Raw genomic sequence first — 16645 nt, 5'->3', positions numbered from 1 at the left:
TCTTTTGATGCTACAGCGTCGCGTAGTTCGTACCCTGAAGAGAGGGTGCCGAGACGTAGCTTTCAGCGACAAAAAAGCCCGCGTGAGCGGGCTTGTAAGGCGCATTGGTAACGTGTCTTGTCATGGCAGCACAAGGTGCGACGAAAATCTTCCTTATTGCGCCCGGCGCTATCGCGCTTTCTAGCATTACTCCCGAGCGGGTTCGTCAATGTCTGAAGGTTATCGCCTAGAACTGATCTTCCTCAGTTGAACCCGTCAGTGCGGTGACAGATGAGTTGCCGCCCTGGATGACGTTGGTCATGTCATCGAAGTAGCCAGTGCCGACTTCCTGCTGGTGTGCCACAAAGGTGTAGCCTTTCTCGGCAGCCGCGAATTCAGCTTCCTGTACCTTCTCGACATAGTGCTTCATGCCTTCGCCACGTGCGTAGTCATAGGCGAGATCGAACATGCCGAACCACATGTTGTGAATGCCGGCCAGCGTGATGAACTGGTACTTGTAGCCCATGTCGGACAGTTCCTGCTGGAACTTGGCGATGGTGGCGTCGTCGAGGTTCTTCTTCCAGTTGAAGGAGGGAGAGCAGTTGTAGGCCAGCAGCTGGTCCGGGTATTCCTTTTTGATCGCGTCGGCGAATCGACGTGCTTCTTCAAGATCCGGCTTGGCAGTTTCACACCAGATAAGGTCAGAGTACGGGGCGTAGGCCAGTCCGCGAGAGATGGCCTGATCGAGACCGGCATTGACGCGGTAGAAGCCTTCGTTGGAGCGCTCGCCGGTCAGGAAGGGCTTGTCGTAATCATCCACGTCAGAGGTGATAAGGTCAGCAGCGTTGGCATCGGTACGTGCGATAACCAGTGTCGGCACGCCGGCGACGTCAGCAGCGAGACGTGCAGCGACTAGCTTCTGTACGGCCTCCTGCGTCGGGACCAGTACCTTGCCGCCCATGTGGCCACATTTCTTGACCGAGGCCAGCTGGTCTTCGAAGTGCACTCCGGAGGCGCCAGCACGAATCATCGCCGTCATCAGCTCGTAGCCATTCAACACACCACCGAAGCCAGCTTCGGCATCCGCCACGATCGGTGCGAAGTAATCGACGAAGCCTTCATCGCCTGGATTGCCACCCTTGTGCCACTGGATCTGGTCAGCACGACGGAAGGTATTGTTGATGCGCTTGACCACGGTCGGGACGGAATCAACCGGATACAGTGATTGATCGGGATACATGGCTTCGCTGGTATTATTGTCCGCGGCAACCTGCCAACCGGAGAGGTAGATAGCCTCGATACCTGCCTTGACCTGCTGCATGGCCTGACCACCGGTCAATGCGCCCAGGCAGTTGACGTAGCCTTTTTTGGCATCACCATTCACCAGCTTCCACAGCTTTTCGGCACCGCGAGTCGCCAGCGTGTTTGCTTCAGGCACAGAACCGCGCAACCGCACGACATCTTCAGCAGTGTAAGGGCGGGTAACATCCTTCCAGCGCGGATTCTCGGCCCAGTCCTTTTCGATTGCGGCAATCTGATCGGCACGTGAATGACTCATGGTGGCATCTCCTGATGGCTTCGTCGTAGGGCCGTGGCCCTTGGCTTATCATGTCTGTTTGTCGTGTCTTGTCTGCTTCATCCAAAAAATGTGGCTGTAGTGCTGACAAGAGCAGCCAGTAGCTGCTGGTGACGATTGATTGTTTTTATGCATATTCAGCTAAATAATGTCGATACTGAGTCGCACTAACTTATTGTTATATATAATCTTTCACTTTCCTTTGCGTAACGTCAGGCGTAATGGCACATGACGTCGGGCATCTCGTTGCTTTCTCCAATCGCCGGGATTGGACGAATGCGCTCTTCGAGTACGGCAAGACAGGCCGCTGTGGCGTTTTCTGCCGGTATCAGCGTGATACTGACGAGCCATGGCAGCAGAAAGTAGAGACTCGCTTCCAGTGTGGGTACCTCACATGCGCTCAAGGTCAGTGCTACGCGGGGAGGGCGACCATCGGGTGCCCGAAGGCGCGGGATCAGTTCTCCCCAACATAGTGCTTCTCGCACACTGCTGATCTGCATGATGGCAAGTTCGGCATGACGTTCACCGCGATGCCGCGCGGCAGCCAGTGTCCAGAAAGCCAAGGGGAGTGGGCGGTTGCCGATACTCATCCCTGTGACGTCGTGTGCCAGCCCGCTCAATGTCAATTGCGAGAGAGTGTCTACTGCCTGCTCCACGCGCCTGTCTTCGTTCTGCTCCCTTCCCGTCGAATGCTGTGCTGTCGAGCGATGTGAAATTTGCCAGCGGTCAGCGTGCTGTGTGATCTGCCAGTCAGCACCTGGCATCTGCCAGCGCTTGTCGCGGCTCAGATGGCAGATCGTCTTTGCCTGCGCTGTCATCGGTTCCGGTAAAAGTGCCGGGAGTAGATCCAGCATTGGACGAGCCAGTTTCATGACGCGAGCTCGTATCTCAGGGCACTGCCACTGCTCAGCCAACACGGTGTCTGTCGGTTGCCCGATCACATTGACGAGTGATGTGACATGCATTCGAGAGTCTGTGGCATGCATGAGCGTGTCTCCTGAATATGCGGCAGTGCAGCGTAATGTACTTATTCCCTAGCATCCGCCTGAAATCATCAGTTGTCTTTCATTCCTTGGTCGTATTAAAACGGTCGTTTCATGATGGTTTCAACGTTGCCGGTGTTTTCTTGGTAAAACGTTTGTTTTAATACATTTCAATATCGCCATGATGTCAGTATTCATGGGCTTTGTGGAATGATGACTTGGTCATGGGTCGCGTTGTAACTAGACTACAAGATTATTATGGACACAAAAAAACCGACTCAAAGAAAGAGTCGGTTTTTATTAAATGATGCTAAAAATCAGTTCAGAATCAAGCGCATGCTGCGGTGCGGTATACCTGCATCAATAAACTCGTCACCGAAGGCTGTGAAACCCAGGCGTTGATAAAAAACCAACGCATGGGTCTGGGCATCGAGCAGCACCTCAGCATGACCTGCCTGGCGCGCCGCAAGAATGCAGGCCTCCATCAGATGCTGACCAAGCCCGAGGCCACGTGCCTCAGACAGCACAGCGACCCGACCCACATGACCATCCGGCAGTAGGCGAGCAGTGCCGACCGGACGGCCTTCCAATCGCACGAGGAAATGCTCGCAGGCATCATCGCGGCCGTCCCACTCCTCATCTTCTGGAACATGTTGCTCGACCATGAAGACGATTCGGCGGATCTCGCTGGCATCACTGGACAGGGTCTGCCAGTCACCGCGTTCCAGACTGATCATTGCATCGCTCATACCGTTTAGTCCTCTTCATCCTGCAGGTCGCATTCCAGTATCAGGCTGCCACGATTGATCAGTGCGGTCAGCAGGCTGACCACGGCGGCTCGATCAAGGTCGTCAGTGGTGTAGTCAAGCAACACCGAAGTGAGTCGGTCGCTGGAGGCGAGGGCCTCAGCAAGGGCCTGTGTGGCCGGAATACCGTCACCATCGACGAACAATGTACTGCTGCCGTCGTCCGCATGGCGGAAGGCGAAGCGTGAACCGAGGGTGCGCACCAGCACGCCTTCATCTTCCAGGTATTCCACCAGTTCATTTTGCTTGAGTGCCGGTTCACGTGTGGCGAGCTGTTCAAGATACTTGGGCTGGGTCATATAGCGACCGAACCACTGGGCCAGCTGGGTCGGGTTGTCGAGGGTGTTGAGCAGCAGCTCACGCACGCGCTCGAGCGCTGCATCGTCAAGTTCGCCGGCATTGGCGACGGGAGCCATTCCCGCATCTCGGTAGCGTAGCGATTCCGGCAGGCTGGCACCGAGATAATCCGCGTAGGAGGTGACGACTTCATCGGCAGATGGTGCACGGAAGCCTACGGAGATGGTCATGCAGTCATCGGACTGGCTGACACCGTGATGAGCGAGACGTGGCGGTACGTAAAGCATGTCGCCAGGTTCCAGTACCCAGTCTTCGCCCGGCGTTACGTTGAAGTGCTTGAGGATGCGCAGATCGATGCCGTCGATGATCTCGGCATCTTCCCCAAGCATGCCGCCCAGCTGCCAGTGGCGTTGGCCCTGGGCCTGCAGCAGGAAGACATCGTAGTTATCCAGGTGTGGGCCGACGCTGCCACCGGTCGGTGCGTAGCTGATCATGATGTCATCGAGACGCCAACGCGGCAGGAAGGTGAACGGCTCGAACAGGGCTGCGACATCGGGGACATAGTGATCCACTGCCTGTACCAGCAGGCTCCAGTGGCTGTCGGTCTTGGCATCGAGACGTGCGAAGGTGGCGTCATCAAAGGGGCCGTGGCTGACCTGCCATGCCTTGTCCGCACCGTTCTCTTCGACGAGGCGTGCCTCGATACCGTCCTCACACGCCAGGCCGGCCAGTTCATCGGCTTCCAGCGGCATCTCGAAGTCTGCAAAGGCGCCACGGATCAGCAGCGGCTTCTGCTGCCAGTAGTCACGCAGGAAATCACGGATGCTCAGGCCGCCCAACAGCGCCAATGGCGTGTCGGTATTTTGGGGGGCGGGGGATGTGCTCATGCAGAACCTCTCGAACGTGAGCAGCAGTCAGTCAGGCGACCGCTTGTCTCACGATGACGTCGGTGAAGCCGCTACCGGTAGGCAGTCGGCGATGCGATTCATGGCGTGCCCACGTCATGACCTGGGCACTTTTAGCCTACCCACCGAGACATGTGCCTCGGCGGTGATGAATTCTGTGTCTAGCGTGCATGGCGAAATGCCCAATGCACTACTTGCAAGCACGCTGCGTAAAGTACGCTGCGTAACACACAACGCCGGAGCATAGGCCCCGGCGTTGTCTGGCATGCGGCGTTCAGGCTGGCTTACAGCGCCTTGGCCTGTGCAACGGCATTACCGATGTAGCTGGCCGGGCTGAGAGCTTTCAGCTCAGCCTTGACGTCTTCCGGCAGCTCCAGCGTCTCGATGAAGGCGGCGAAGCCGGCTTGATCGATGCGCTTGCCACGGGTCAACTCCTTGAGCTTCTCGTAGGGCTTCTCGATGCCGTAGCGGCGCATGACGGTCTGAATCGGCTCCGCCAACACTTCCCAGCTATTGTCGAGGTCCGCATTCAGACGCTCCGGGTTGGCTTCCAGCTTGCTGATGCCTTTGAGAGCAGACTGATAGGCGATCAAGCCTTGTGCCAGGCCCGTACCGAGGTTACGCAGCACGGTGGAGTCGGTCAGGTCGCGCTGCCAGCGAGAGATCGGCAGCTTCTGCGCCAAGTGGCCAAGTACCGCGTTGGCGATACCGAGGTTGCCTTCGGAATTCTCGAAGTCGATCGGGTTGACCTTGTGCGGCATGGTGGAGGAGCCGATTTCGCCCGCCACGGTGCGCTGCTTGAAGTAACCCAGCGAGATGTAGCCCCACACATCACGATTGAAATCGATCAGGATGGTGTTGAAGCGACAGACGGCATCGAACAACTCGGCGATGTAGTCGTGCGGCTCGATCTGGGTGGTATATGGATTGAAGGTCAGCCCGAGGCTCTCGACGAAGGTTTCGGCATTGGCCGCCCAGTCGATGGCCGGATAGGTGGTCAGGTGGGCGTTGTAGTTACCTACGGCACCGTTGATCTTGCCGAGCATCTCGACGCGCTCGATCTGCGCCAGCTGACGACGCAGACGTGCGGCGACGTTGGCCATTTCCTTGCCAAGGGTCGTCGGGCTGGCGGTCTGGCCATGCGTGCGCGACAGCATCGGCTGTTCAGCGTGCAGGTGAGCAAGCGCGACGATGGCCTCGGTGACTTTCTTCATTTCCGGCAGCAGCACGTTGTCCAGGCCACCGCGTAACATCAGGGCGTGGGACAGGTTGTTGATGTCCTCGCTGGTGCAGGCGAAGTGGATGAATTCGGTGACAGCATTCAGTTCTGCGTTGTCGGCCACTTTTTCCTTCAGGAAGTATTCGACCGCCTTCACATCGTGATTGGTGGTGCTCTCGATATCCTTGATGCGCTGCGCATCGTCAACACTGAAATCACTGACGATGGCATCCAGTACTGCGTTGGCATCAGCGGAGAAGGCCGGCACTTCCGCAATCTCGGCATGGGCGGCCAGGCGTTGCAGCCAGCGCACCTCGACGATGACACGGGCACGAATCAGGCCGAATTCACTGAAGTGCTCGCGCAGGGCCTCGGTCTTGGCGCCATAGCGGCCATCGACAGGAGACAGGGCGGTGAGGGCGGACAGCTGCATGATGAAGATCTTCCGATGGTGGCAGGGCAATGACGCTGCCAGTTCAAGTGTCTCGGTGCCCGGCAAAAGGCACCAGCGTTGTTGAAGCGAATTCGTGGCAGTACCGGGTGCAGTGCGATTGCACCTGCACCCGGTTCAATCGAGCTGAAGCAGCGATTTTTTCAGGGCACCACGTTGGAAGACCAACTTCCAGCGGCGTCCACCCTGTTGGTCCCACAGCAGCGCAAAACGCACGCCAGCGAGCAGTGCACAGCGGATACGCTCAGGCATCATGCGCTGTTGCAGCAGGCCGGGATCGCCCTGCACTACTATCCGGTAGCGGAAGGTGGAGAGCGTCTGTTGATAGAGTTCACCCAGACTTGCGACCACGTTTTCGTGGGTCGGCCCGAAGTGCTCAGCCTGGCCCTGAATGCGGGTGAGGCCAGTGCCCAGCGCGTCGAGCATGTCCGGGTTCTTCTTGAGCTTGCTCATCAGCATGACCAGAGAGAAGCCGTAGCGCATTACCACCGGTGAGACCTGACGGCGGTCCATCACGGCGCTGACGGTATCGATGCCAAGGCGCAGATGGTTGTGATGGCCACCATAGATGGCTTCAAAGCTTTCCGGATTGGTGTCCAACGTCGCCTTGATGAGCGTTTCCCAGGCGCGCTCGTCGCACTGGCCATTACGCGCCAGTTCATCGACCAGTGCAGCAGCCTGAAAGACACCGGCCAGCGAAAGTGCCTGGCGGGTGGTGGTATCACTGACGGGACGGATCGGCACGCTGGTCATTGCGCGGCAGACTCCTGGGGGCCGGAGGTCGGGGCAGAGGTTTCTGCCGCGAGTTTCCAGGCAGCATCGATCACACCGCCGCCCAGACAGATGTCGCCAAGATAGAACACGGCAGACTGGCCGGGTGTCACGGCGCGTTGTGGTTCGTCAAAGCGCACTTCGACATGCTGACCGTCGTTGATGATCAGCGTCGCACCCTGATCTTCCTGGCGATAACGATTCTTGCAGCGAATGCGTAGCTCACCATCGGCCTGTGGCGGTTCCCCCGCCACCCAGTCGACGGCTTCAGTGCTCAGCGCCTGGGTGTAGAGCAGATCATGATGCTTGCCTTGCACAGCGATCAACACATTGCGCTCAAGGTCCTTGGCGCAGACGAACCAAGGCGCATCGGGATAGCGCTTGAGGCCACCGATACCCAGGCCCTGGCGCTGACCGAGGGTGTAGTACATCAGCCCCATGTGCTCGCCGATCACGTCACCGTCAGGGGTTTCGATCTTGCCGGGCTGGGCAGGCAGGTACTGCTTCAGGAAGTCGGCAAAGCGACGCTCACCGATGAAGCAGATGCCGGTGGAGTCCTTCTTGCGCGCGGTGATCAGCTCATGTTTCTCGGCGATGGCACGCACGTCGTGCTTCTCCAGCTCGCCGACCGGGAACAGCGTTCGCGCGATGGCAGCTTCCGGCACGGCATGCAGGAAGTAGCTTTGATCCTTGTTGGCATCCAGTCCCTTGAGCAGACGCGCACGCCCGTCACGCACGCCACCACGGACGTAGTGACCGGTCGCGATCAGCTCGGCACCCAGCATCTCGGCGTATTCAAGGAAGACCTTGAACTTGATCTCGCGGTTGCAAAGGATGTCAGGGTTCGGCGTCCGCCCGGCCTTGTATTCCGCCAGGAAGTGCTCGAAGACGTTGTCCCAGTATTCCGAGGCGAAGTTGGCGGTATGCAGTTTGATGCCCAGCTTGTCGCAGACAGATTGGGCGTCGGCCAGATCTTCGATGGCGGTGCAGTATTCGCTACCGTCGTCTTCGTCCCAGTTCTTCATGAACAGGCCTTCGACGTGGTAGCCCTGCTCCATCAACAACAGGGCAGAGACGGAGGAGTCGACACCGCCGGACATGCCGACGATGACCTTGGTTCCGGTACCGGTTTCAGCGGTCATCAGTTCTCTCGTCACCCGCGCGGCCGCGGGTTGTCACAAACAGGTGAGGCGGCGGACCTTTCTTTCGGCTGGCGTCGCGTAATTGGGCGGGATTATACCTGAAGGCAGGGGTGGGATTCACCCCGCGGACTGTGTCCCTTGCCGCGCACTCGACAAGCGCCCATTCATTGGTGAGCGCTCAATAGAGAATGGCACCTAGTCGTGGATGACATCCAGCGGGAAGCGCTTGCCACGCTGGCTGTCACGAATACGGCGTGTCACCAGCGGGCTGCGCAGGCGCCCCATGGCTTCCAGTTGCTCGATTTCCTCAAGCGTCAGCCAGTGCGTCCTGATGATGTCAGGGTCCAGTGGCGTGCACAGGAACTCGAGCGCGGCCGCCTCAAAGCTGTGAGAGTGATAGTGCGTGCCATCATCTGCCACATTCACGTAGAGGCCGAGGTAGCCGGTCAACAAGACGCGCCAGGCCGTTTCTTCGCGTACCTCACGATGCACGGCATCGATGATGCGCTCGTTGGGTTCGATATGACCGGCAGGCTGATTGAAGAGGGTGTATGGCCCCCCCTTGTCTTCTTCCACGATCAGATAGCTTCCTGCGCGCTCGACTACACAGGCGACAGTGGCATGGGGTGTCCAGCGAGTCGTCATCAGGACTTCCTTCCCTTGGGGGGAGTGGTGAAGCGGCGGCCATTCGAGCGCGGCTTTCCAGAGCTGGTTTTCCCAGAACCGGCTTTTCCCAGACTGGATTTTTCAGAAGTCGTTTGTCTGACGGCGGCTCCTTTATGACGAGCAGCAGGGCGTTCCTTGCGAGCTGACGCAGTTGGCATCTCGACCTCCTCACTGCGCCATTCGCCAGGCATCAGCCCCTCGAGTTTCCATGGGCCGATGGCTGCACGGACCAGTCGCAAGGTGGGCAGGCCGACATGTGCGGTCATCCTGCGTACCTGACGATTGCGCCCTTCGCTGATCACGATCTCCAGCCAGTGGGTCGGAATGCTCGCGCGAAAGCGCACAGGGGGTTGCCTGTCTGGCAACGTGGGCGGGTCAATATGCTTCACCTTGGCAGGGCGAGTCATGCCATCCTTGAGCTCGACACCGGCGCTTAGTTGGGCAATCGCCTGCTCATCAGGGGCACCCTCTACCTGTACCCAGTAGGTCTTGGGTTGCTTCTTTTTCGGATGCGCAATCTGGTGGGAGAGCGCGCCATCACTGGTCAATAGCAGCAATCCCTCCGAATCATAGTCGAGGCGTCCGGCAGCATAGATGTCGGGCACATCGATGAAGTCAGCGAGTGTTTGACGTTGCTTGTCGCGGTCAGTGAACTGCGTTAGAACGCGATAGGGCTTGTGTAGCAGATATATGAGAGACATGGTTTAGACTTTTGTCGCGGCTGCCGTATAAGCCTACTGTGAGAAGCGGCACGGGTGCTATACTCGCGCCTCCACTGAATCCATGACAGGGGAGTTATCAATGGGGTTCCAGAAGATTGTCGTTCCGGAAGGCGGCCAGAAGATTACCGTCAATTCCGACAATACCCTCAACGTTCCGAGTAATCCGGTCATCCCGTTCATCGAAGGCGATGGTATCGGTGTGGACGTGACTCCGGCAATGAAGATTGCCATCGACTCCGCCGTTGACAAGGCTTATGGCGGTGAGCGCAAGATTCACTGGATGGAAGTCTACGCCGGTGAAAAAGCGACTCACGTTTATGATGCGGATACCTGGCTGCCGGAAGAGACTCTCGAGGCTGTCAAGGATTACGTCGTTTCCATCAAGGGTCCTCTGACGACACCAGTGGGCGGCGGTATTCGCTCCCTGAACGTCGCACTACGTCAGAAACTCGATCTGTACACCTGCCTGCGCCCGGTGCGTTGGTTCACAGGTGTGCCGAGCCCGGTGAAGAAGCCGGCTGATGTCGACATGGTCATCTTCCGCGAAAACTCCGAAGACATCTATGCCGGTATCGAGTGGAAGGCAGGGTCTGCGGAAGCCGATAAGGTCATCAAGTTCCTGCGTGAAGAGATGGGTGTCACCAACATCCGCTTCCCGGAGAACTGCGGTATCGGTGTCAAGCCGGTCTCGTTGGAAGGCACCAAGCGTCTGGTTCGCCAGGCTGTCCAGTACACCATCGACAACGACCGTGCGTCGCTGACTCTGGTGCACAAGGGCAACATCATGAAGTTCACCGAAGGTGCCTTCAAGGACTGGGGCTACGAAGTCGTCAAGGAAGAATTTGGCGGCGAGCTGCTCGACGGCGGCCCGTGGATGAGCTTCAAGAACCCGAATACCGGCAAGGACATCGTGGTAAAAGATGTCATCGCTGATGCCATGCTGCAGCAGATCCTGCTGCGTCCGGCAGAATACGATGTCATCGCCACCTTGAACCTGAACGGTGACTACCTCTCCGACGCTCTGGCGGCGGAAGTGGGTGGTATCGGTATCGCGCCGGGTGCAAACCTGTCCGATAACGTCGCCATGTTCGAGGCAACTCACGGTACTGCACCGAAGTATGCCGGTCAGGACAAGGTCAACCCGGGCTCACTCATCCTCTCTGCCGAGATGATGTTGCGTCACATGGGTTGGGTTGAAGCGGCTGATCTCGTGCTGAAAGGCGTCGAGAAGGCCATCGCCAAGGGCGAAGTCACCTATGACTTCCATCGCCTGATGGATGATGCCAAGCTGCTCAAGTGCTCCGAGTTCGGTCAGGCTGTTGCTGACAACATGGATGCCTGAGACCCTGCGTTAGTCTGAAACGCTGAATTTTTCAGCCTCAGGCATGCGTAACAGGTTTCAGCAGAAGGCCCTCGGACATGTCCGAGGGCCTTCTTGCGTCTAGAATCGTTTTTAGACGATAAATGCCTCATTGGTTAGTGCCTGCTGTTGCTCGATAGCCACGGTTTCTGTGCGATTTCAATGCCCGCGGAAAACGGTCAGGCACTCCGTCAGGCATGCATTGATTCACCTATATGAGATGGTATCGGTGAGCAATGCTTGCAACATGCTCGACATGCCCTCATCTTTTCCTCATCACACCAATACCAATGTGTGGCGGCCGAATGTTCATCTCGTCGCGGCGCGTTGAGGCAATCTGCTTCGCCACTGCTTGTGTTCACCGGATCAGCCCCTTATGTTCAAGATAGAGACATCACGCGGCAGACCTTCCTTCTCGGAGGCGCTGCTGATCAGGAACCAGGTCCCGTTGGCTCAAGAGCCGACGCATCAGGAAGATCACGATGGCGATCTGGCGTTCGCCACAGCGAAACCCGAACTGGCACCACCGCCCATGTACAAGGTTGTTCTGCACAATGATGACTTCACGCCGATGGATTTCGTCGTGGAGGTGCTGACCGCCTTTTTCAACAAGGATCAGGAGCAGGCAGTCCAGATCATGCTCGCTGTCCATCATCTGGGTAAAGGAACCTGTGGCATCTTCAGCCGCGACATCGCGGAAACGAAATGCCACCAAGTGAATCAATATGCTCGAGAGTGCCAGCATCCGCTGCTGTGCGACATCGACCGGGCGGAGTAATCCGACCAAGACGCGGCCTAGAGGGGACTTGCCATGTTGAGCAAAGAACTTGAACTGACCCTGAACACGGCCTTCACCGTGGCACGTTCCAAGCGCCACGAATTCATGACCGTGGAACACCTCCTGCTGGCACTGCTCGACAATGCCTCAGCCTCCGACGTCCTGCGCGCCTGTGGTGCCAATCTGGACAAGTTGCGAGTCGACCTCCAGGACTTCATCAATTCCACCACGCCACTGATTCCGGAAGAGCAGGAAGACCGCGAGACCCAGCCGACGCTGGGCTTCCAGCGCGTGCTCCAGCGTGCGGTATTCCATGTGCAGTCTTCTGGCAAGAGTGAAGTGACCGGTGCCAATGTGCTGGTGGCCATCTTCTCCGAGCAGGAAAGCCAGGCGGTCTATTTCCTCAAGCAGCAGAATGTCGCGCGTGTCGATGCCGTCAACTACATCGCACACGGTATCTCAAAGGTGGCAGGTCACACCCAGGCGCCTCAGGCTTCCATCGAGAGCGAAGAGAGTGAAGAGGCAAGCAGCGAAGGTGGCAGCAACAATCCGCTGACCAACTACGCCACCAACCTCAACGAGCAAGCGCGTCTCGGCAAGATTGATCCGCTGATCGGGCGTGACAGTGAGCTTGAGCGTGTGGTGCAGATTCTGGTGCGTCGCCGCAAGAACAACCCGCTGCTGGTCGGTGAAGCCGGTGTCGGCAAGACTGCCATTGCCGAAGGCCTTGCCAAGCGCATCGTCGAAGACGACGTGCCGGATGTCATCAAGGAAGCCGTGGTGTATTCCTTGGACCTTGGTGCACTGCTGGCGGGCACCAAGTATCGCGGTGATTTCGAGAAGCGACTCAAGGCCTTGCTGGCCGAGTTGCGCAAGGAACCGAACTCGATTCTGTTCATCGATGAAATTCACACGGTGATTGGCGCGGGTGCGGCCTCTGGTGGCGTGATGGATGCCTCCAACCTGCTCAAGCCGCTGCTGTCTTCCGGCGAGCTGCGCTGTATCGGTTCCACGACCTTCCAGGAATTCCGTGGCATCTTCGAGAAGGACCGCGCCCTGGCGCGTCGCTTCCAGAAGGTCGATGTGATGGAGCCCTCGGTCGAGGACACCATCAAGATTCTCAAAGGGCTCCGTAGTCGCTTCGAAGAGCATCACGCGATCAAGTACACCGATGCGGCGCTCGAGACTGCAGTGCGCCTGGCTGACCGCTACATCAACGACCGTCAGTTGCCGGACAAGGCGATTGATGTGATTGATGAGGCCGGTGCACACCAGCGTCTGCTGCCTGAAGCCATTCGTGTGGATACCATCGATGTCGAGCAGGTGGAAGCCATCGTTGCCTCCATCGCACGGATTCCGCCGAAGACGGTTTCCAGTTCTGACAAGAAACTGCTCTCCAACATCGAACGTGATCTCAAGATGCTGGTGTTCGGGCAGGACGAGGCCATTACGGGCCTTTCTGCTGCCATCAAGCTATCGCGTGCCGGCCTGAAGGCACCTGACAAGCCGGTAGGTAGCTTCCTGTTTGCAGGGCCGACAGGTGTCGGCAAGACCGAGGTCGCCAAGCAATTGGCCGCGTTGATGGGTATCGAGCTGGTACGCTTTGACATGTCCGAGTACATGGAGCGTCATACCGTGTCACGCTTGATCGGGGCGCCGCCAGGCTACGTTGGTTACGACCAGGGTGGGCTGCTGACGGAAGCCATCACCAAACAGCCGCACTGCGTGCTGTTGCTGGATGAGATCGAGAAGGCCCACCCAGAAGTCTTCAATCTGCTGCTGCAGGTAATGGACCACGGCCGCCTGACCGATAACAACGGACGTGAAGCAGACTTCCGTAATGTCATTCTGGTGATGACCTCCAATGCGGGTGCTGAGCAGGTGGCGCGTCGCTCGATTGGCTTCAAGCATCAGGATCATTCCACCGATGCAATGGAAGTCATTCGCAAGACCTTCTCGCCGGAATTCCGCAACCGTCTGGACAGTATCATCCAGTTCGGCGCGCTGGATCTCTCCGTCGTGCGTAACGTTGTCGACAAGTTCCTGGTCGAGTTACAGGCGCAACTCGATGAGAAGCGTGTTCAGTTGGATGTAGATGACGAAGCACGCGATCTGCTGGCGACGCTGGGATATGACCCTGCCATGGGGGCTCGTCCGATGGCCCGTGTCATCCAGGAGAAGCTCAAGAAGCCGTTGGCTGAGATGATCTTGTTTGGCGACCTGTCAGAGTCTGGCGGTATCGTGCACGTCACCGTCGACAATGGTGAGTTGCATCTGGAAACAGAAGCCGAGATGGCGTGAATGCCATCGTGAATTAACGGCAGCAACAGGCGGTCAGTGCTTCGGCACTGGCCGCTTTTTTTGTGCGTAATCCATTGTCATGTGATGCCAGATGACAAATCGTATCCATGCGAAAACTACCGCTGAAAGCAGCAGTATCGAGAAGATAATAAAAGGCGAGGCATCCCGGGGGATGAGCCGCTTGCACCATAGGGATGGGAGCGAAGGCCATGAATGGCGTCCGGACTCGAACTCATCCTTTGGGAAAGCGGCATCACCGGAATGCTGAGGCGTATCACATCGAGACAGTCACATTCATGACATTGAATGGCACGTCATGCGATCTCGATGGTCCGGTTCCGGGCGGAGGGATCAGGCGGGAATGACACATGCGCCTGAATGCCAGGGATGACCGGTTAAGCCTGCCGGTTTCATGTCGAGCGTTTTGCGAATCAAGTACTCGCTTATTGATCGTTTTCATGGCAACCGGCGTGGCAGTCTGACCGTGCTTAGCGCGAACGGTAGACGATACGGCCTTTGGACAGGTCGTATGGAGTCAGTTCAACCTTGACCTTGTCACCGGTCAGAATGCGGATGTAGTTCTTGCGCATCTTGCCGGAGATGTGGGCAGTCACGATGTGACCGTTTTCCAGTTCAACCCGGAAAGTGGTGTTAGGAAGGGTGTCGACGATAACGCCTTCCATTTCAATATGATCTTCACGCGCCATATAGGCTGATCCTCATCTGATACTGGGAATAATGCAGGTTGTTCCGAACCGCGTAAGCACAAAAAGCGCCGGAGTCGGGACTTCGATACGCGATATTGTGCCGTAAGCACGGCAGCAAGGCAAAGTCGAAGCGCGATTGTACGCTCCTTGAGCCCCTGTGGGCAGCTCGGGAGAGATAAAAATGTATACAGGGTGCGGCACCCGTCCCTCGTGCAGCATAAGCGAGACCAGGTAGGCGTGTGAATCACGAGTCGAATGAGATGACGGCTGGAGAACAATCGTCGACAGGGATGTGAGATTCATCGCTATTCGATGATATGCGACTCATATGGCTGGATAAGGCTCAATGGCAGATGACTGTCACTGAAGCTTGCCGAAATACGCCGCCGCCAGTGGCTGCCGTCGAGATATTCAAGCGGCTGAAAATGTTGCTTGTAGTTCATCTTGCGGCAATCACGAATCCAGTAGCCCAGATAGAGATGGGCCAGACCTTCGCGATGTGCCTGCTCTATCTGCCAGAGCACGGCATAGGTGCCTAGCGAACGGTGCTGAAATGCTTCATCAGGGTCGTAGAAGGTATAGATGGCCGAGAGACCGTGGCTCATGCGATCCATCGCAGCGACGGCCACCAGACGTCCATCAAGGCGGAAGCTGACCAGTCGAGCGTACTCATCTCGCGAGGTCAGAAAGGTGCGGTACTGCTCATGGCTGGGCGGAAACATGTCTCCGTCGGCATGGCGGCTGCGAATATAATGCGCGTATAGCCGGTAGTGCTCCGGATCGAAAAGGGCGGGTCCTTCCTCGATGACGAGATCAGCATTGCGCTTGATCAGCTTTTTCTGCGTACGATTGGCAGTAAAGTCGCCAATCGGCACACGCACCGAGATACAGGCACGACAATCACCGCAATGAGGGCGATAGAGGTGCGACCCACTGCGACGAAAACCGAGCAGGGCAAGTGCATCATAGACGCCGGGATTGGGTGCTTCCTGAGGATCGAGAAACAGTGTCGTCGCCTGCCGATCTTCAAGATAGCTGCAGGCATGGGGCACGGTCAGGAAGAAGCGCAGATCGCGTTGCGGTTTTTTCGGGGTATGACTGCTCACTTTTGCCTCGTCTCCTACGCTAGATTACCGAGACCGTCAGAATGTCTCTCCTCGTATAGAGGTTTGCCGATAGATTTCCTTGACTGCCTTTTGCCTCGGTAACATGACCATGAGGGCCTCAAGGGCCGTCTTGTGGGGGGCTGCACGTCAGTGACCACTTGCCTTCACGCCCACGCCCAGTGGCATACTGGTCAAGATAGCTGATGAAATCGTTACGGGCGATGCCACGGGCGCCTAGTTTTTCCAGGTGTGGGGTATGCATCTGGCAGTCGATCAACTGAAAATTGCGCGCCTCGAGTTCACGACACAGTATTACCAGCGCCAGTTTGGAGGCGTCGGTGACCTTCGAGAACATCGATTCACCAAAGAACACGCGATCGCAGGCAACCCCATAAAGGCCGCCTACCAGCGTATCATCCTGCCAAACTTCCACGCTGTGGGCATGTCCCATGGCGTGTAGAGCGATGTAGGCGTCACGCATTTCTGGCAATATCCATGTACCGGCCTGTCCGTCGCGGGAAATGCTGGCACAGGCACTGATTACGCCGGTAAAGTCGCGGTCCATACTGAAGTGCATGCCAGCATTGCGTAGGCGCTTGGCCAGACTGCGACGAACACGTATTTCGCTTGGGACCAGCACCATGCGAGGGTCCGGTGACCACCATAAGATAGGGTCGCCGGGGCTGAACCAGGGGAAGATGCCGCGCGGGTAGGCGGCTAGCAGCCACTCGGGACTGAGTTCACCGCCAGCGCACAGCAGGCCATCAGGCTCGCTCAGGGCTGAGGAAGCATGTGGAAAGCGGACGGGAGCAGGGGGTAGCCAGGGCAGCATTGGCAATCTCTTGTCGGTTCGTGAACATGCACGGAGCAACGATC

At 57.5% G+C, this 16645-nt stretch carries 15 protein-coding genes; 3 read left to right on the top strand and 12 right to left on the bottom strand.

Going from position 1 to position 16645, the window contains the following annotated elements; translation table 11 throughout:
* Positions 1 to 226 precede the first annotated feature (226 nt).
* The 9 genes from aceA to GQR90_RS13775 form a co-directional block, all read right to left on the bottom strand.
* The gene (gene aceA / locus GQR90_RS13815; RefSeq protein WP_158774618.1) at positions 227 to 1537 is read right to left on the bottom strand and encodes an isocitrate lyase; all 1311 of its coding nucleotides are present in this window, start codon (positions 1535 to 1537) and stop codon (positions 227 to 229) included.
* Between the two features lie 230 nt (positions 1538 to 1767).
* Positions 1768 to 2427 (bottom strand): hypothetical protein, encoded by a 660-nt coding sequence (locus tag GQR90_RS13810; RefSeq protein ID WP_158774617.1) that lies wholly within the window; start codon positions 2425 to 2427, stop codon positions 1768 to 1770.
* 428 nt (positions 2428 to 2855) lie between these two features.
* Entirely contained in the window at positions 2856 to 3287 is a 432-nt protein-coding gene (locus GQR90_RS13805; protein ID WP_158774616.1) for a GNAT family N-acetyltransferase, read from the bottom strand.
* Positions 3288 to 3292: 5 nt separating this feature from the next.
* The gene (locus GQR90_RS13800) at positions 3293 to 4528 is read right to left on the bottom strand and encodes a cupin domain-containing protein (protein WP_158774615.1); all 1236 of its coding nucleotides are present in this window, start codon (positions 4526 to 4528) and stop codon (positions 3293 to 3295) included.
* A 302-nt stretch (positions 4529 to 4830) separates the two neighbouring features.
* Entirely contained in the window at positions 4831 to 6198 is a 1368-nt protein-coding gene (purB, locus tag GQR90_RS13795) for an adenylosuccinate lyase (protein ID WP_158774614.1), read from the bottom strand.
* Positions 6199 to 6333: 135 nt separating this feature from the next.
* Entirely contained in the window at positions 6334 to 6969 is a 636-nt protein-coding gene (gene hflD, locus GQR90_RS13790; RefSeq protein ID WP_158774613.1) for a high frequency lysogenization protein HflD, read from the bottom strand.
* Positions 6966 to 8129, bottom strand: coding sequence for a tRNA 2-thiouridine(34) synthase MnmA (gene mnmA / locus GQR90_RS13785; RefSeq protein WP_158774612.1), 1164 nt, complete (start codon positions 8127 to 8129; stop codon positions 6966 to 6968). Before mnmA ends, hflD begins: the two co-directional genes overlap by 4 nt.
* 195 nt (positions 8130 to 8324) lie before the next feature.
* The gene (locus GQR90_RS13780; RefSeq protein ID WP_158774611.1) at positions 8325 to 8774 is read right to left on the bottom strand and encodes an NUDIX domain-containing protein; all 450 of its coding nucleotides are present in this window, start codon (positions 8772 to 8774) and stop codon (positions 8325 to 8327) included.
* The gene (locus tag GQR90_RS13775; RefSeq protein WP_158774610.1) at positions 8774 to 9496 is read right to left on the bottom strand and encodes a pseudouridine synthase; all 723 of its coding nucleotides are present in this window, start codon (positions 9494 to 9496) and stop codon (positions 8774 to 8776) included. Before GQR90_RS13775 ends, GQR90_RS13780 begins: the two co-directional genes overlap by 1 nt.
* A gap of 100 nt (positions 9497 to 9596) precedes the next feature.
* Between GQR90_RS13775 and icd the strand changes: the two genes are divergently transcribed.
* From icd to clpA, 3 genes are all read left to right on the top strand, one after another.
* Positions 9597 to 10859, top strand: a complete 1263-nt coding sequence (gene icd, locus GQR90_RS13770) for an NADP-dependent isocitrate dehydrogenase (RefSeq protein WP_158774609.1) — start codon at positions 9597 to 9599, stop codon at positions 10857 to 10859.
* Positions 10860 to 11253: 394 nt separating this feature from the next.
* Complete coding sequence (gene clpS, locus GQR90_RS13765) at positions 11254 to 11655, top strand: ATP-dependent Clp protease adapter ClpS (protein WP_158774608.1); 402 nt, start codon at positions 11254 to 11256, stop codon at positions 11653 to 11655.
* 33 nt (positions 11656 to 11688) lie between these two features.
* Positions 11689 to 13956 carry an ATP-dependent Clp protease ATP-binding subunit ClpA gene (gene clpA / locus GQR90_RS13760; RefSeq protein ID WP_158774607.1) on the top strand — a complete coding sequence of 756 codons (2268 nt, stop codon included), beginning with the start codon at positions 11689 to 11691 and terminating at the stop codon, positions 13954 to 13956.
* 488 nt (positions 13957 to 14444) lie between these two features.
* Here clpA and infA read toward each other — a convergent pair whose 3' ends face one another.
* The 3 genes from infA to aat form a co-directional block, all read right to left on the bottom strand.
* Positions 14445 to 14663 carry a translation initiation factor IF-1 gene (infA, locus tag GQR90_RS13755; RefSeq protein WP_024953359.1) on the bottom strand — a complete coding sequence of 73 codons (219 nt, stop codon included), beginning with the start codon at positions 14661 to 14663 and terminating at the stop codon, positions 14445 to 14447.
* A gap of 305 nt (positions 14664 to 14968) precedes the next feature.
* A complete protein-coding gene (locus GQR90_RS13750) occupies positions 14969 to 15769 on the bottom strand; it encodes an arginyltransferase (protein WP_158774606.1) in 801 nt (266 codons plus the stop codon).
* Between the two features lie 118 nt (positions 15770 to 15887).
* Entirely contained in the window at positions 15888 to 16601 is a 714-nt protein-coding gene (gene aat / locus GQR90_RS13745) for a leucyl/phenylalanyl-tRNA--protein transferase (protein ID WP_158774605.1), read from the bottom strand.
* Between the last annotated feature and the right edge of the window lie 44 nt (positions 16602 to 16645).

Source organism: Cobetia sp. L2A1 (assembly GCF_009796845.1).
Lineage (GTDB): Bacteria > Pseudomonadota > Gammaproteobacteria > Pseudomonadales > Halomonadaceae > Cobetia.
Note: the sequence above shows the minus strand (reverse complement) of the source record. Positions and strands in the feature narration are given on the sequence as shown.

What these genes read in the sequence shown, in the direction of transcription:
- aceA (WP_158774618.1), bottom strand. Translation starts at nt 1,537, where the DNA reads ATGAGTCATTCACGTGCCGATCAGATTGCCGCAATCGAAAAGGACTGG.
- GQR90_RS13810 (WP_158774617.1), bottom strand. Translation starts at nt 2,427, where the DNA reads ATGAAACTGGCTCGTCCAATGCTGGATCTACTCCCGGCACTTTTACCG.
- GQR90_RS13805 (WP_158774616.1), bottom strand. Translation starts at nt 3,287, where the DNA reads ATGAGCGATGCAATGATCAGTCTGGAACGCGGTGACTGGCAGACCCTG.
- GQR90_RS13800 (WP_158774615.1), bottom strand. Translation starts at nt 4,528, where the DNA reads ATGAGCACATCCCCCGCCCCCCAAAATACCGACACGCCATTGGCGCTG.
- purB (WP_158774614.1), bottom strand. Translation starts at nt 6,198, where the DNA reads ATGCAGCTGTCCGCCCTCACCGCCCTGTCTCCTGTCGATGGCCGCTAT.
- hflD (WP_158774613.1), bottom strand. Translation starts at nt 6,969, where the DNA reads ATGACCAGCGTGCCGATCCGTCCCGTCAGTGATACCACCACCCGCCAG.
- mnmA (WP_158774612.1), bottom strand. Translation starts at nt 8,129, where the DNA reads ATGACCGCTGAAACCGGTACCGGAACCAAGGTCATCGTCGGCATGTCC.
- GQR90_RS13780 (WP_158774611.1), bottom strand. Translation starts at nt 8,774, where the DNA reads ATGACGACTCGCTGGACACCCCATGCCACTGTCGCCTGTGTAGTCGAG.
- GQR90_RS13775 (WP_158774610.1), bottom strand. Translation starts at nt 9,496, where the DNA reads ATGTCTCTCATATATCTGCTACACAAGCCCTATCGCGTTCTAACGCAG.
- icd (WP_158774609.1), top strand. Translation starts at nt 9,597, where the DNA reads ATGGGGTTCCAGAAGATTGTCGTTCCGGAAGGCGGCCAGAAGATTACC.
- clpS (WP_158774608.1), top strand. Translation starts at nt 11,254, where the DNA reads ATGTTCAAGATAGAGACATCACGCGGCAGACCTTCCTTCTCGGAGGCG.
- clpA (WP_158774607.1), top strand. Translation starts at nt 11,689, where the DNA reads ATGTTGAGCAAAGAACTTGAACTGACCCTGAACACGGCCTTCACCGTG.
- infA (WP_024953359.1), bottom strand. Translation starts at nt 14,663, where the DNA reads ATGGCGCGTGAAGATCATATTGAAATGGAAGGCGTTATCGTCGACACC.
- aat (WP_158774605.1), bottom strand. Translation starts at nt 16,601, where the DNA reads ATGCTGCCCTGGCTACCCCCTGCTCCCGTCCGCTTTCCACATGCTTCC.